This is a genomic window from Yimella sp. RIT 621 (assembly GCF_004146205.1).
Lineage (GTDB): Bacteria > Actinomycetota > Actinomycetes > Actinomycetales > Dermatophilaceae > Yimella > Yimella lutea.
The window spans coordinates 1-14,610 of record NZ_SEIP01000014.1 but is presented as its reverse complement, the minus strand read 5'-3'; the positions used below and the strand labels follow the sequence as shown (position 1 = coordinate 14,610).

The following is a 14,610-nucleotide window of genomic DNA, read 5'->3' as shown; positions in this document are numbered from 1 at the left end:
GGTGGACGGAGGATCTGACCGGCCCGGATCGCCGGGCGCGGGGCGGTAGCTCAGCCGGTCAGAGCAGCGGACTCATAATCCGTCGGTCCTGGGTTCAAGCCCCAGTCGCCCTACAGACATCGCATTGCGACGTTTGGTACCTGCCGTGCGGTCTTCGGTTGATGCCTGACAGAGGTTCCGGCTGTTCATCGACAGTGTCGCGCGACGCGTCCGTTCCGATGGGAGAACTGTTCATGACTGTGATGGGTTGGGATTCGGGACGGTGGACCAACGAACCCGAGCGCACCAGCGTCGACGGTGCAGGATTACGTGTGACTGCACGGAAGGGCTCGGACGCCTGGCGGACGACGTCCTACGGGTTCGTACGCAGTAGCGAGCACGCTCTGCTCGCGCCGTTCGAGCAGGACACCGCGGTCGAGGTGAGCTTCGTTCTCGACTTCAGCGAGCAGTTCGACCAGGCCGGGATCTTCGTGCGCGCCGACGAGGCGACGTGGATCAAGGCCGGCGTTGAACACAGCGACGGGACGAACTCCCTCGGTGCCGTCGTCACTCGCAACGTGTCCGACTGGTCGCTCGCACGGGTCCCCGACTGGGATGGCCGAGAGGTGACCATCCGTGCGAGTCGGTCCGGCGATGCGCTCACCGTGCGTGCTCGTGCCGACGAAGAGCCCTGGCAGCTCGTCCGCGTCGCCCCACTGAATCCTCAAGCGGTGCTGTCGGCCGGACCGTACTGCTGTGCGCCCTCGCGGGAGGGCTTCACGGTTCAGTTCACCTCGTGGAGGGTCACTGCCGCGGACGCCGGCCTGCACCCGGAGCACTGAGAACCACCGTCTGGTGACTCATCGCACTGTCCGTACTGCCTGGCGAAAGCCTCGAGCCATGGGGTCGACGAACACGTCGCTGCCCTAAGCGGCGATGTTGCCGTCTTCGTCGACCCAGAGTGCGCCGCCGTCGACCCAGTCTCGGAACTGCTGCCAAGCTTGATCGTCTCCTGGCGGCGGTGGACCGAACCAGGGTCGCTGATCCTGTTGGGCCGCAACCGAATCGGCCTGCGGGTCAGGGGACGGGTGTTGTTCCCGCCATTCGTTCAAGTGACGGTCGTAGGAGCCGGCGGTGTAATCCCACACCACCTCTCCGTCGATGAGACGGCCGGCGAGCCGGTCGCGATGCACGACCGTGTGGTGTCCGCCGCACAGCAGCGCGGAGTTGTCCAGGCTGGTCGGGCCACCGTCGACCCAGTGGATCAGGTGGTGACCGTCGCACCAGAACGCCGGGGCGGTACACCCGCCGAAGGTGCACTGCTGATCACGCACCCACAACGCTTTCAACATCTCCCGGGTGACGAACCGCTCCGAACGACCCGCGTCCAGGATCCGCCCGAACGCATCCCGCACCAACGGCATGACCTGGCCATCACACGCCAGCTTGCGGACGGTCTCCGATCCGAGCAACATGCCGGTATCGAGACCGCCGAGCACTCGTCCCGCACCGCGCCCGTCGCGCAACCGCTCCTCGTCCACCACCACAACCACGGTTGACTTCGTCGAGGCTCCCGGCAGCACCGCCGACGACAACCCACGACGCAGAGCCTCGATCAAGGCCTGTCCGCGACGCTGGGCGAACGTACGCGTGTCCCGTTCACCATCCGGACCAGGGACCGGTTTGCTCAGCGGCCCAATCGCCGCTTCGAGGATTGCCCGTGACTCGTTGTCGAGCGCCAGATCGTACTCGGTGATGCCGTCGTTCTCCACACCTCGGCTGAGTTCCACCCGGGTCCGGCGCTTGTCCTGATCCCGCTGGAACTCCCGCGACCCGAACCTGGACAACAGTTCCGGGCGGACCATCTTCACGCCGTCCGGACCGTGCCGGCGCCCCATGATCAACAGAGCTTCGGTGACCGACTCCATCGCACCGGGGATGACCTCGGCCCGCAGCTTCTCCATCTCGCGCAGGATCGTCGCGCCCGTCCTGGGAGAGAACTCCGCATCGATCACCGCTGTACCGACGCGCTGCCGATCACCTCGGGTGTTCGCGGCCAGGGCACACGCCGCCACGTCCGCCGCACCACCCTCGGCAGTGGTCGGTGCGTGCTCCCGCACCCACGCCGTCGTCCCCGGTGAGGTCGATGCGACGATCTCACCCCGCCCCGCAGCCTCCGCCGTCGCAGCGACACGAGCGGCCGCAGCGACCCGCATCAGGTCGTCGAGATCGCCGACGAACTCCCTCAGCTCCGCACCCGACGCCTGGAAAAGCGACGACGCGATGTTCTTCAGCGCGGCCCGGGCATCACCGATCGACTCGCGACGATCCGCGAAACCGGTAATCTGTCCGACCTGCATGGAACCAACCTAGGCGCCACCACCGACAACCCCCTGACCTGCGAAAACGCATCTTCACAACCACGCTGCGCCGCGCAGAACACCATCCGTGACTCGTCCCATTTCGGTGTCCCCCAGCAGTCGCTCGATGCGTCCGGAGTCCAGGTCACCCTCGGCGCTCCACCCGTCCAGCGTCCGAGTGACGACGGTCCGGGTTGGTGCATGCTCGACCTGATAGACACCGCCGCTCACGACGAGCAGGAAGGCGGCGTCGATCGCCTCGATCAGGTCCGCCGATCCGGAGTCACAGGCGTCACAGGCGCAGTCCGGCAACACGTCGAGGATCACGGGCGGCTTCCCGACCGCGATGACGAGCACCGAACCCGGGACGTCTGCTCCACCCCACCCGATCGTCAACGGTTGACCACCCGGTTCGGACGGTGTGAGTCTGGTCGCTCGGGACAGTGCCACTCGCGAATCCGGCAGTGCCGCAGAGGAATCCACGTCGGCAGACGTCGCGTAACCAGCTTCGACGAGGACTGCGACCCACGCCTCCGCCCGAATCCCGACCAGCGCATGGCGACCGGGGCGACTGACGCGCGAATACTCGGATTCTGTCGGCGGCGATCCGTCCAGACGCGGCGACGGCCACCCGGTCAGCCCACCGCGTAGCGACTCGGTCACGACCTCCACGATGGGCAGCAATGCGGCACCGGCGAACCGGCGCCGGTCGCCGAACACACTCAGCCCCACGCCGTCCAACTCGAGATTCGAACTGCGCTCGACAGGCACGCGAAGGGTCAGTGTGGCCGGAACTGTGGACGGTTCGTCGCTGTCTGCGACACAGGCAACGGCCCACGCACCGTCGGCGAGCACCGGCCCTCCCAACGGCTGGATCACAATTCCGGCGGCTGACGCTCCCGGTGCCCGAAAGACGCGACGGGGCCAGGTCACGTCGCCCACGAAGCCCAGAGCAGTGAGGAGTTCGGCGAGGCGGTCCGGATCCTTCGGCGTGACCGACAAGTGATCCAGCACCGGTCCGTCCTGCGGGCCAGGGATCATCGGTGACGTCCACTGGATGAGGAAGGGCAGGTCAGGATCGAACGGTCCCGGCCCGAGATCGCACATCAACCAGCCGATCTCGTCACCCTCAGGAGTGCGGCGCGAACCGTCGACGATCCGTTGCGGCGTGAACCCTGCCTCGACGATTGCAGAATGGGCCGCGTGGATGTCGTCGACCGCGATCGCCCAGGACAGGAACCCGCCACCGGAGTCCCGAACCCGGTTCACCCACGGATTGGACTCCGAACCGGGCGCAGAGATCAGCTCGACGTACGCGTCCCCGGGCCCGCGCACCAGGGCGTTGACGGTGCCCGCCGGGTGGCGCCCACCCGGCTCGGCGGGTAGACCGGCGACGCCCCACCGTTCGCACGCCTCGTCGAGGTCAGCAACGGCGATGACGACGTGATCCAGACGAGCGTGCACCATGATCGACCTCTCGGTTGTTCCCGACTCGACACCCTCCGGTGCCGTCAGATCGTGACGATGACTGCACCACGCGCCACAGCGGATCCCCTCATGGAACGCACCTTCATGCCGAGCATCAGCAGCCTCATCATCACCGGGTACTTCTTCTTGATGGCGCGCTCGACGGCCTCGTGCTCCGCGGATCCTGCCGGCGCAGCCACCGCGATCGCGTCCGTGATGGCCGATCCTGGCACCGGTTCGCCACGCACCGAGCAGGGCTGCAACATCACCTTCGGATTGCGCTTCAGCCGCTTGACCTTCCAGCTGTCGTAGTCGGTGGTGAAGCCGGCCCGACCGTCAGGCAGCGCCGCGATCCACACCGGCGTCGACACCGGAGTGCCGTCCTTCTTGTAGGTGGTCAACAGCAAGTACTTCTCGTCGCTCAGCGAGGTCATGAAGTCATGAAAGCACCGATGCACGCCGGCACGGGATGAACCGTGGGACGTGCATCGGTGCAGGCGTCCTCGCAACACTCGGACGCATCGAGCATGAGGCCGAATCAGGCTGCGGCTGAGGTTTTTTCGGCATCGCGCAAACGACTCGGCAGCGCGGTCGGCTCGACCACCGAACGACGCGGCGCCGGGGCGAATCTGGCCGCGATGTGGTTCGGCAGCGACAGGCGGATGACCTTGCCCCACGCCGAGGCGACCTGCTTGTGCAGCGGACCGGTGACGTACTGCAGGCCGTAGCGTTCGCAGATGTCGCGGATCTTCGGCGAGATCTCCTGGTAGCGGTTGCTCGGCAGGTCGGGGAACAGGTGGTGCTCGATCTGGTAGCTGAGGTTGCCGGTCGCGATGTGCATCGCCTTCGAACCGTCGATGTTGGCCGAGCCGATCATCTGGCGCAGGTACCAGTCTCCGCGGGTCTCACCGTCGATGGACGTCTTGGTGAACGTCTCGACACCCTCCGGGAAGTGGCCGCACATGATCACCGAGTGCGTCCACAGGTTGCGGCCGAGGTTGGCGATGTAGTTGGCCAGCAGCGTCCGACGCGCCGAGCCGAGCGGCAGTGCGAGCACCGGGTGGATGACGTAGTCCTTGGTCATCTGCTGGCGGATCTTGTTGAGCACCTTGCGACCGTCGGTCTTGAACCGCTCCTTGTCCTTGCGCCCGGCGAAGTACTTGCCGATCTCGAGGTCGTACGCGGCGATGCCGTATTCGAAGAAGCACGCGTTGATGAAGTTCCAGGCCGGCTGGCCGAGGTAGAACGGCGCCCACTTCTGGTCCTCGTCGACGCGCATGATGCCGTAACCCAGGTCGTTGTCGCGGCCGAGCACGTTGGTGTAGGTGTGGTGCAGTTCGTTGTGGCTGTGCTTCCACAGGTCCGCGGGCGAGGCGTTGTCCCACTCCCAGGTGGTCGAGTGGATCTTCGGGTCACGCATCCAGTCCCACTGGCCGTGCATCACGTTGTGCCCGATCTCCATGTTCTCCAGGATCTTGGAGACCGTGAGCCCGACGGTGCCGAGCACGAACGCCGGCTTGTACTTGGAGAACAACAGCAACCCGCGCGAGCCGAGCTCGAGCTTGCGCTGGACGTCGATCGTGCGGCGGATGTACGCGGCATCGCTCGCGCCACGCTGGCGGATCACGCCGTCGCGGATCGCGTCCAACTCCTTACCCAGGCACTCGATGTCGTACGCGGTGAGGTGCGCGATCGGGTTGGTTTCCTTCTTCTGCAGCGCAGTCATGAGTTTCTCCTGATCGTTCGTGGACTAGAGGTCGATGTCGCAGCGCCCGGCCGCGGCCGAGATGCAGGTCTGGACGAGCACGCCGTCCCCGGGACTCGCCGTGGTGAGCTCACCGGTGCGCAGGTCGCGGACGGCTCCTTCGCGCAGGGGCAGGACGCAGCCGTAACAGATGCCCATGCGGCAGCCGGACGGCATGAGGATCCCGACGTCCTCGCCCTGGTCGAGGATCGGTCGTGCACCGTCACATTCGAGCTCGCGGTCGAGTCCGGTGAAGTGGACTGTGCCGCCCTCTCCCGGTTCGACGAGCGCGGGACGGAAGCGCTCGGTGTGCAGCTTGTCGGCGAGTTCGGCCGATTCCCAGTGGGATTCGACCATCTCCAGCATTCCTGCCGGGCCGCACGCCCAGGTCTCGCGCTCACGCCAATCGGGCACGAGACGCTCGAGTTCGTCGGTGTCGAGCATGCCGTGGACGTCGGTGTGCCTCTCCTGCAACGAGATTCGGCCTGATGCAGCCAAGTCGCGCAGCTCGGAGGCGAAGATGACGTCCTCGGGACGCGGCGCCGAGTGCAGCAGGACGACGTCGTCCATCTCGTCGACGGCGTGACGCAGGATTCCCATGACAGGGGTGATGCCGCTTCCTCCGGTGAGCAACAGGATCTTGGCCGGAAGCGTCGCAGGGAGCACAAATGTACCGTCAGCCTGCTCCATCTGGACGATCTGACCGACCCTGAGGTGCTCGACCAGATATGTGCTGACCGCTCCACCCGAGATCGCCTTGACAGTGATCGAGATGCAGCCGTCGGTACGCGGACCGGACGTGATCGAGTACGCCCGCCACATCCGGACGCCGTCGATGTCGACTCCGATACGCATGTACTGACCGGGCGTGTGCCCACGCCACCGCTTGCCAGGACGGATCGTGACGGTCAGTGCGTCCTGGGTCTCCGATCGAAGATCCTCCACCCGCCCGCGCAACACAGTGCTGGTGCGCAGTGGGTCGAACAGATCGACGTAGTCCTCGGGAAGCAACGGCGTGGTGACTGCCTTCGCCAATCGGAAAGCGCGCGAACGCCACGGCGAGGGCGCGGCATCGGGCGTCGTGATCGGCATAGGTCCAGCCTGCTTGACGATGAGAGTTAATCTCTTGACCAGGAGACGTGAAAACGTCGCTCTGATTTGTTCGAGTCGAACAAGAACGGACCGAAATGGCTCAGTTCAATCCGCCCCGGCTCCCTGATGAGGCTGTTGCCGGCCTTGCCGACCAGCTCCCTGAGGTCGCCGAACGCTGTGTCGCAGCCATCACGGCCGAGGTTCCGGGGTACGCCGGCGCCCTGAGTGGCGAACCCGGCGAACTCATCGAAGACGCCGTTCAGCAGGCGCTGGCCGGTTTTCTACGGCTGGCCGGCGGTCCACAGGGCAGCGACCCGTCCACCCCGATGCGCCCGGCCCTCGACGGTGCCTATGCCTTGGGTCAGGGCGAGGCACGCAGCGGTCGTTCGATGGACGCTTTGCTCGCCGCGTACCGCGTCGGCGCCAGAGTGTCCTGGCGCGAACTGTCCACTGCAGCAGTCGACGTCGGTATCGATGCTGCGACGATCGCGCGCTTCGCCGAGTTGGTGTTCGCCTACATCGACGGGCTCTCGGCGGCCAGCGTCGCCGGGCACTCCGACGAACTCGCCACCGAGGGACGCGTCCGCGAACGCCGGCGGGAACGACTGGCGGGAGAACTGCTCGCCGGGCGTGAGGAGGAGGTGCTCGTAACGCTCGCCGAACGCGCTGAATGGCCGCCGCCCCTGTCACTGACCGCAGTCCTGCTGCCGGCCGACGCAGCCGCATCCGTGATGTCGACGTTGGGCGCGAACTGCCTTCGGGCAGCGGACGATTTGTCGGACGCCGACCTCGCCGTCCTGCTCGTGCCCGACCTGCACGGTCTCGCACGTCGGCGCTTGCTGAAAACATTGCGCCACACGTCCGCGGTCGTCGGCCCGACCAGACCCTGGACACACGTCACGTCCTCGTGGCAGCGCGCCGTGAAGGCACACGAACTCGGTCTCGCCACCGGACAGACACCGCTCGACACCGAGGACCACCTGGCCGACCTCGTCCTCCAGTCGGACCGGGATGCATTGCAGGACCTGAGGATTCGTGCGCTCGCTCCGCTGACTGACCTACCGCCGGCCACCGCCGATCGGCTCGGGGAGACGCTGCGTTCCTGGCTGTTGCACCAAGGACGTCGCGACGCCGTCGCAGCCCATCTGCATGTTCACGCTCAGACGGTGCGCTACCGGATGACGCAGATCAGGGAACTGTTCGGTGACCGTCTGGACGATCCGTCAAAGGTCCTGGACATTCTGATCGCGCTCCAGCCGAAGACTGTCGACAACCCCTGATCGAGTAATCCCACCCTGATGAGTCAGCCCGGGGAGGCCATGACAGCCGTTCGTGGTGCTTTGATGAAAACAAGTGCCTGACCGGCACATAGTCGATCAACGGAAGGACATCTCGTGGTTGAGAAGTCGACCTTCACATTGCCCGGTCTGACGAAGAAGAAGTCGGACGAAATCATCAAGATCCTGCAGGTTCGCCTGTCGTCCTACAACGACCTGCACCTCACCCTGAAGCACGCGCACTGGAACGTCGTCGGCGCTCACTTCATCGGCGTCCACGAAATGATCGACCCGCAGGTGGAGCTGGTACGCGGGTACGCCGACGAAGTGGCCGAGCGCATTGCCGCAATGGGCGCCTCCCCCGGCGGCCGCGTCAGCGACATCGAGCGCGACCGCACGTGGGACGACTACGCCATCGAACGTGACACCGTCGGTGCACACTTGGGCGCCCTCGACAAGGTGTACGACGGAGTCATCACCTCCAACCGCAAGGCGATCGAGGAACTCGACGACCTCGACCTCGTCACTCAGGACCTCATCATCGGACAGACCGGCGAACTTGAGAAGTTCCAGTGGTTCATGCGCGCTCACCTCGAGTCGTTCGCCGGAGAGCTCAAGGACGCCGGTACGACCACCGAGAAGGACGCTGCCGCAAAGACCCGCAAGGTCTGAGCACGGCTGATCACGTCTGAGAACCATCTGAATCACCGGTCGCACTCGCGGCCGTCCACCGCCGACCCGATGAGAGTTCGTTCCGCATGAATGCATACGACGCAGTCGTGGTCGGCGGTGGCCATCATGGCCTGGTCGCCGCCATCGAACTGGCCGACCACGGCCGTCAGGTTCTGTTGTGCGAGAGTCGGCCGGAGGTGGGCGGCGCTGTTGCCGACCGGACGATCGGCGACTTCGTCGTGGACGAGTTCAGTGCCTTCCACCCGCTGGCTGCGGCATCACCCGTCATCCAGGGGCTCGGCCTCGACAAGCACGGGCTGCAGTGGGCGCGCAGCGAGCGGGTCGTCGCCCATCTCGGCCGGCCCGACGACACCTCGGGTGCCTTGCTGCACGCCGATCCCACACACACGGCGGCCCGTCTGGACGCGGACGCTCCGGGTGACGGAGCAGCATGGCTCGAACTGGTCGACAGCTTCGCCTCGCTCAAGGAACCGCTGCTCGACGCCCTCCTGCTGTCCTGGCCGCCGGTTCGCCACGCACCGAAACTGGCGAAGGCCGTCGGCGCGACGAATCTTCTCGACTTCGTCCGCTTCGCGCTGCTACCCGTCGAGCAACTGTCCGTCGAACGATTCCGTGGTCGAGCGGCGCGAGATCTGCTGTCCGGCAACGCGATGCACGCCGACATCCCACCTGAAGCGCCCGGCAGTGGCGTGTACGGCTGGATCATGACGATGCTCGCCCAGGACGTCGGTTTCCCGACCCCGGTCGGGGGCGCCGGCGCCCTGGCCCGCTCACTGCGTTCCCGTGCTGAAGCCGCCGGCGTCGAGATCAGAACCGGTACGCCTGTCGTCCGGATCAGAGCCGAGCACGCACGCGCCTCCGGCGTCGACCTCGCGTCCGGAGAGTTCATCAAGGCACCGGTCGTCATCGCCGATACCAGCGCACCGATGCTGTACGGCACGTTGCTCGAGGACGTACCGGCCGGACTCCGGGCACGGATGGAGCGCTTCACCTGGGATCTGCCCACCATCAAGATCAACCTCGGTCTGTCGGGTGCGATGCCGTGGACCGCGGAAGCCGGGCGGTCAACCTCGGTGGTCCACGTCGGCGGTAGTCATCGCGACCTCGTGCGCTGGAGTGCCGATCTGGGCTCCGGACGCATCCCTGAGCACCCGTTCGCCCTGGTCGGACAGATGACGTCGACCGATCCACTGCGCTCCCCCGCCGGCACCGAGTCGATGTGGGTATACAGCCACCTCCCGCGCGGCGTCACCGACGACGACGGCACCGAACACTTGATCCGCAACTGCGAGCGCATGCTCGAGGAGTTCGCGCCGGGGTGGCGTGATCTGGTGGTCGAACGCTGGGACCAGACACCGCGATCGCTGCAGGACTCGAACGCCAATCTGGGTGAGGGTGCCGTGGGCGGAGGCACCATGCAGTTGTTCCAGCAGGCGTTCTGGCGACCGGCCACCGGCCTCGGTGGACCCCGCACATTTTTGCCCGGGCTCTACCTCGGCAGCGCCGCGATCCATCCCGGCGGCGGCGTGCACGGCGGGGCCGGCCACATGGCGGCACGCGCCGCGTTGGCCGACAGCGGTCTCGCCGGCAAAGTTCGAGGCGCACTCGAACGCCGTGTGCGCCGCTCCATCGACACCACCCTGCCCCGATTCTGAACCCCCCGCTGAACCACGCTGAACCACAGGAGACTCCATGCGCACCATCTCGGTCGAACACACCACGCCCGCTTCGCCGGATGCCGTCTGGTCGGTGCTCGCCGACGGGTGGGCCTATCCGTCGTGGGTGGTGGGAGCCTCGCGCATGCGCGCCGTGGAGGCCGGATTCCCTTCACCCGGAACAAAATTGCATCACAGTGTCGGCAACTGGCCGTTGCTGCTGGATGACGAGACCGCGGTACGGGACTGCGAACCGGGCAAGTCCTTGCGGCTGGAGGCGAAGACCCGTCCGTTCGGCACCGCCATCGTCGCCATCCGCCTCATCGCCACTCCGGACGGTGGCACCGTGATCAGCATGGAGGAGGACGCGGTCTCCGGGCCGCTCGCGCACACGCCCAAGCCCGCACGGCAGGTGGGCATCGCCGCTCGCAACAGGGAGACTCTGCGCCGCCTGGCTCTACTGGCCGAACGCGCCGACCAGGTCTGAACCGAACACGGCACCAGCGGGCTCTTGCGACTACCGGCGCCGGCCGAAAACCGGCTGCTTGGGCACGGTCGTCCTGGCGACCCGCGGTGCTGTTCACCGACGCCGGCTCGCCATCGGCATGGCCCTGCAGCAAACAGCAAGCAGCTTCGTGAACGTCAACGACTGGATCTGCCCCACCGAGAACTGTCCCCCGGTGATCGGGAACGTGCTGGTCTATCGCGACGACAAGCACGTGTCCAAGCTGTTCGCCGACTCGATGCTTCCGATCGTGCGGGCACGGCTGGTGCCCCATCTGGCCGCCGTAGCGAACACTCGCCAGTCCCTGCACCACATGCGTTCGGCCCCGCCCACCACGACGGTGAGCGGGGCCGAATGTCGGCCTCAGTGACGTCCCGGCTTGCCCGGTCGCCCCTGCTTGCCCGGCTTGCCCGCCTTGTCACGGAACACCTGGATCACCGACGGACGCGGCTGACCGGTGCCGTCGTACGGGAACAGGCTCGCGGGGGCCGACGGGCTCGCCCCGTCGACCTCACCCGGGTGCTGAACCGCGCAGAACACCGTCTTGTCGTCGACGATCAGCGGGCCCGCCGACTCCGCACCGTGAGGCACGGTGTGGAACTGCTTGAGGTGACCAGCATCGGCACCGTCGAGCGGCATCATGAAGAACGCGTCCGCGTTGCCCAGAGCGTTGCCGTCGGTCGAGATCCACAGGTTGCCCTCGGAGTCGAAGGCCACGTTGTCCGGGCACGAGATCGGGCTGACCTCGCTCTTGTCGAACCCGTCGAAGTACGTGGTCGGGTCCTCCGGGTCACCGCAGATCAGCACGAGCTTCCAGGTGAAGGTCGTACCGGTGTGGTCGCCGCGGTCCTCGACCAGCTCCAGCACCTGACCGTGCTTGTTGCTCGGACGCGGGTTGGCCTCGTCGACCTCGGCGGCGGTGCGCTTGGAGTTGTTGGTCAGCGCGACGTAGACCTTGCCGGTGACCGGGCTGGGCTCGACGTCCTCGGGGCGGTCCATCTTGGTCGCGCCGGCCTTGTCGGCGGCCAGACGCGTCCAGACCAGGACCTCCTCGACCGACATGCCGGCGATCTTCGACTTGCCGCCGACCACCAGCGGCAGCCAGGTGCCGGTGCCATCGCAGACGCCGTCCTGCTGACCGTCGCCGGTGAACTTGGCGACGTAGAGGTCGCCCTCCTCCAGCAGCGTCATGTTGTGGCGGCGGTCGCCCTCGCGGTACTTGCGCTTGGAGACGAACTTGTAAAGGTAGTCGTAGCGCTCGTCGTCACCGGTGTAGGCGACCACGTGTCCGTTGCGCGCGATCTGGACGTTGGCGCCTTCGTGCTTGAGGCGGCCGAGGGCCGTGTGCTTGCGCGGGGTGGACGTCGGGTCGGTCGGGTCGATCTCGACGACGTAGCCGAATCGGTTGACCTCGTTGGGCTCCCTCGAGGTGTCGAAGCGCGGGTCCACGGAGTCCCAGTTGCGGCCCTTGCTGCCGGTGATGCCATACCGCTTGTACGCGGCTTCCTGCCCGGCCGGCGCGGACGCCGTTTTGAAGTAGCCGTTGAAGTTCTCCTCGCCGGACAGGACGGTGCCCCACGGAGTGGTGCCACCGGCGCAGTTGGCGAACGTGCCGTACACACGGCGGCCGGTCGGGTCGGCCTTGGTGCGCAGCAGCTTGGATCCGGCAGCAGCGCCGGTGATCGCGAACTCGGTGTTAGGGGTGATGCGGCGGTTTTTACGAGCGCCCATCTTGGCTTCCCACTCGCGTCCCTTGCGGACGACCTCGACCACGGACATGCCGTGCGCGGCCATCGCGATCTTGATCTGCTCCTTGGTCATCGAGGAGTAGCCGGTGAATCCCCGGAACATCAATTCGTCGTTGGTGTACTCGTTGTTGACCACCAGCAACCCGCGACCCGAGCGCCCGTGCCGGACCAGGCCGACGTAATCGCAGTTGTAGCCGAACTGCTTCTCCTGAGCGGCCGCCGTCTGGTTGTCGAAGTCGAACTCCGGCGCGCCGGCGATGATCGGGTCGCCCCACTTGACCAACGGCTTCCAGGTGAATCCCTCAGGGGTGACGACCTTGTCGGTCTCGAACGGGATCGGCGGCGTCGACTCGAACTCGTAGACCTTGTGACCGAGGGCGTGACCGCGTCCTTCACCGGCGGCAGCGGGACCCGCGACGGCTACGGCGGCGCCGGCCACGGCGGTGGTGGCACCGACGGCCTTGAGGAAGGTACGGCGGGAGGTGCCGGCGACGATATCGCCGAAGTACTCGTTGTCGCTCTCGTTGGCGACGGGCTGGAAGCAGCTGTCGGCGCAACGGTAGTGACAGGTCATCAGCGACCGGCTGCCGTTGTGGGGGCGATCGGTGGCAAGCGGGATCAGGCGCCGGTGTTCAGGCTGTGCAGGGGTCAAGGTTCACACCTTCCAGGCGGATCGTTCGATGCGTCCGCGGCGGGGTGCACGGACGCGTGGCCGCCGCGAGGACGGGCCGCCTCCCAACGCTAGGAGCGGGTGCCACCGACGGGGTGACGCTCGGGTGAACGAACGATGATGGTTCGGTCAAGGAATGGCAAGACCGCCCGGGCTCAGGCGGGATCGCGCCGCTGTCAGGATGGAACGGTGAACTCGTTCGAAACACTCGCCGCCCGTCTGCTTGTTCCGATCATCGCTGCCCCGATGGCCGGTGGGCCCTCCACGCCGGCTCTCGTCGCTACTGTTGCCGACGCGGGAGGTTCCGGGTTCCTGGCTGCCGGCTACCGCACCGCGCAGGAGATGAGTGCGCAGATCGCCGAGGTGCGGTCGCTGACCGAGCGCCCGTTCGGCGTCAACCTCTTCGTGCCGAACGACGACCCGGTGGATGATGCGGCACTGGAGGTCTACCGCCGCTCCTTGCTGCCCACGGCGTCCGAATTCGGACTCGACGAGCTCCCGTCCCACAAGGCTGAGACGGAGGACTGGGACGCGAAACTTGCTGCGCTGCAGGAAGATCCGGTGCCGATGGTCTCGTTCACGTTCGGCCTTCCCGACGCGGACGTGGTCGGCGCCTTGCAAGCCGTGGGCACCTGCGTCCTGGCCACGGTCACGTCCTTGTCGGAGGCTCGTGCTGCCGAGCAACTCGGGTACGACGGGCTGGTCGTGCAGGGTCCGGACGCCGGCGGCCACCGGGGCACTCACCACACGTCGACCGAACCCGACCGGACGCCGCTACTGTCGCTGCTCGCGCACATCGTCCAGTCCGTCGACCTGCCGATCATCGCGGCGGGTGGCCTGTCGGCCGGCTCATCCATCGCCGACGCCCTGGCTTTGGCGGACGCCGTCCAACTCGGGACCGCCTTCCTGGACGCCGACGAGGCCGGCACGTCCGCCATTCACCGCGCCGCGCTGCGCGACCCGCGTTTCACCGAGACGGCGGTGACGCGCTGCTTCACCGGGCGCTTCGCCCGCGGTTTGCGCAACGATTTCATCGACCGCTTCGATCACGACGCGCCGGCGGCCTATCCCGCGGTTCACCAGGTCACCCAGCCGTTGCGGAAAGCGGCAACGGCAGCCAACGATCCGCGGTTCGTCCACCTGTGGGCCGGCACCGGGTGGCGCGACCTGCCGAGCGGCGGTGGCGCGCAGATCACGAACGACCTGTGGCGAGCTGCGCAGGAACAGATGCACGATGCCTAGGCACGAAGAAGCCCCGACCAGCGAACTGGTCGGGGCTTGTGCGCTCCCCCGGTTGGACTCGAACCAACAACCTGCCGGTTAACAGCCGGCTGCTCTGCCAATTGAGCTACAGGGGAATGGGTCCCTGGTGGGCGCGAGACGAAACTCTAGCAAATCGGGCGCCCAACCGCCGAATCGA

The 14,610-nt window shown here is 66.7% G+C and carries 13 protein-coding genes and 2 tRNA genes; 8 read left to right on the top strand and 7 right to left on the bottom strand.

The window, feature by feature from the left end:
- The first annotated feature begins 39 nt into the window (after positions 1 to 39).
- Both EU513_RS13035 and EU513_RS13030 read left to right on the top strand, forming a co-directional pair.
- Positions 40 to 113, top strand: a tRNA-Ile gene (locus EU513_RS13035).
- Between the two features lie 129 nt (positions 114 to 242).
- Positions 243 to 821, top strand: coding sequence for a DUF1349 domain-containing protein (locus EU513_RS13030; protein ID WP_240796057.1), 579 nt, complete (start codon positions 243 to 245; stop codon positions 819 to 821).
- An 84-nt stretch (positions 822 to 905) separates the two neighbouring features.
- Here the strand turns inward: EU513_RS13030 and EU513_RS13025 are convergent, their stop codons facing one another.
- The 5 genes from EU513_RS13025 to EU513_RS13005 form a co-directional block, all read right to left on the bottom strand.
- Positions 906 to 2,339: an HNH endonuclease signature motif containing protein gene (locus EU513_RS13025; protein ID WP_129626629.1), complete on the bottom strand. Its 1,434-nt coding sequence runs from the start codon at positions 2,337 to 2,339 to the stop codon at positions 906 to 908.
- A gap of 54 nt (positions 2,340 to 2,393) precedes the next feature.
- Entirely contained in the window at positions 2,394 to 3,806 is a 1,413-nt protein-coding gene (locus EU513_RS13020; protein WP_129626627.1) for a DUF6226 family protein, read from the bottom strand.
- A gap of 44 nt (positions 3,807 to 3,850) precedes the next feature.
- Entirely contained in the window at positions 3,851 to 4,240 is a 390-nt protein-coding gene (locus EU513_RS13015; protein ID WP_129626625.1) for a PPOX class F420-dependent oxidoreductase, read from the bottom strand.
- 104 nt (positions 4,241 to 4,344) lie between these two features.
- Positions 4,345 to 5,532 carry an acyl-CoA desaturase gene (locus EU513_RS13010; protein ID WP_129626623.1) on the bottom strand — a complete coding sequence of 396 codons (1,188 nt, stop codon included), beginning with the start codon at positions 5,530 to 5,532 and terminating at the stop codon, positions 4,345 to 4,347.
- A 24-nt stretch (positions 5,533 to 5,556) separates the two neighbouring features.
- A complete protein-coding gene (locus EU513_RS13005; protein WP_129626620.1) occupies positions 5,557 to 6,642 on the bottom strand; it encodes a ferredoxin reductase in 1,086 nt (361 codons plus the stop codon).
- Positions 6,643 to 6,737: 95 nt separating this feature from the next.
- Between EU513_RS13005 and EU513_RS13000 the strand changes: the two genes are divergently transcribed.
- From EU513_RS13000 to EU513_RS12980, 5 genes are all read left to right on the top strand, one after another.
- Entirely contained in the window at positions 6,738 to 7,922 is a 1,185-nt protein-coding gene (locus EU513_RS13000) for a CdaR family transcriptional regulator (RefSeq protein ID WP_129626618.1), read from the top strand.
- A 114-nt stretch (positions 7,923 to 8,036) separates the two neighbouring features.
- Positions 8,037 to 8,591: a Dps family protein gene (locus EU513_RS12995; RefSeq protein WP_129626616.1), complete on the top strand. Its 555-nt coding sequence runs from the start codon at positions 8,037 to 8,039 to the stop codon at positions 8,589 to 8,591.
- A gap of 86 nt (positions 8,592 to 8,677) precedes the next feature.
- On the top strand, positions 8,678 to 10,267 hold the full coding sequence (locus tag EU513_RS12990) for an NAD(P)/FAD-dependent oxidoreductase (RefSeq protein WP_129626614.1): 1,590 nt from the start codon (positions 8,678 to 8,680) through the stop codon (positions 10,265 to 10,267).
- Between the two features lie 37 nt (positions 10,268 to 10,304).
- A complete protein-coding gene (locus EU513_RS12985) occupies positions 10,305 to 10,754 on the top strand; it encodes an SRPBCC family protein (RefSeq protein WP_129626612.1) in 450 nt (149 codons plus the stop codon).
- 58 nt (positions 10,755 to 10,812) lie between these two features.
- Positions 10,813 to 11,142 carry a hypothetical protein gene (locus EU513_RS12980; protein ID WP_129626610.1) on the top strand — a complete coding sequence of 110 codons (330 nt, stop codon included), beginning with the start codon at positions 10,813 to 10,815 and terminating at the stop codon, positions 11,140 to 11,142.
- Here EU513_RS12980 and EU513_RS12975 read toward each other — a convergent pair.
- Complete coding sequence (locus EU513_RS12975) at positions 11,136 to 13,094, bottom strand: PhoX family phosphatase (protein ID WP_129626757.1); 1,959 nt, start codon at positions 13,092 to 13,094, stop codon at positions 11,136 to 11,138. The two genes, EU513_RS12980 and EU513_RS12975, sit on opposite strands and share 7 nt — an antisense overlap.
- Positions 13,095 to 13,379: 285 nt before the next feature.
- On the opposite strand from EU513_RS12975, the gene EU513_RS12970 reads away from it, so the two are divergent.
- Positions 13,380 to 14,432, top strand: coding sequence for a nitronate monooxygenase (locus EU513_RS12970; RefSeq protein ID WP_240796052.1), 1,053 nt, complete (start codon positions 13,380 to 13,382; stop codon positions 14,430 to 14,432).
- A gap of 43 nt (positions 14,433 to 14,475) precedes the next feature.
- Here EU513_RS12970 and EU513_RS12965 read toward each other — a convergent pair.
- Positions 14,476 to 14,548 (bottom strand) — tRNA-Asn (locus EU513_RS12965).
- Positions 14,549 to 14,610: the final 62 nt, after the last annotated feature.

Bases quoted from the DNA above. Each gene is read 5' to 3' on its own strand.
- EU513_RS13030 (WP_240796057.1), top strand. From the start codon at position 243: ATGGGTTGGGATTCGGGACGGTGGACCAACGAACCCGAGCGCACCAGC.
- EU513_RS13025 (WP_129626629.1), bottom strand. From the start codon at position 2,339: ATGCAGGTCGGACAGATTACCGGTTTCGCGGATCGTCGCGAGTCGATC.
- EU513_RS13020 (WP_129626627.1), bottom strand. From the start codon at position 3,806: ATGGTGCACGCTCGTCTGGATCACGTCGTCATCGCCGTTGCTGACCTC.
- EU513_RS13015 (WP_129626625.1), bottom strand. From the start codon at position 4,240: ATGACCTCGCTGAGCGACGAGAAGTACTTGCTGTTGACCACCTACAAG.
- EU513_RS13010 (WP_129626623.1), bottom strand. From the start codon at position 5,532: ATGACTGCGCTGCAGAAGAAGGAAACCAACCCGATCGCGCACCTCACC.
- EU513_RS13005 (WP_129626620.1), bottom strand. From the start codon at position 6,642: ATGCCGATCACGACGCCCGATGCCGCGCCCTCGCCGTGGCGTTCGCGC.
- EU513_RS13000 (WP_129626618.1), top strand. From the start codon at position 6,738: ATGGCTCAGTTCAATCCGCCCCGGCTCCCTGATGAGGCTGTTGCCGGC.
- EU513_RS12990 (WP_129626614.1), top strand. From the start codon at position 8,678: ATGAATGCATACGACGCAGTCGTGGTCGGCGGTGGCCATCATGGCCTG.
- EU513_RS12985 (WP_129626612.1), top strand. From the start codon at position 10,305: ATGCGCACCATCTCGGTCGAACACACCACGCCCGCTTCGCCGGATGCC.
- EU513_RS12975 (WP_129626757.1), bottom strand. From the start codon at position 13,094: ATGACCTGTCACTACCGTTGCGCCGACAGCTGCTTCCAGCCCGTCGCC.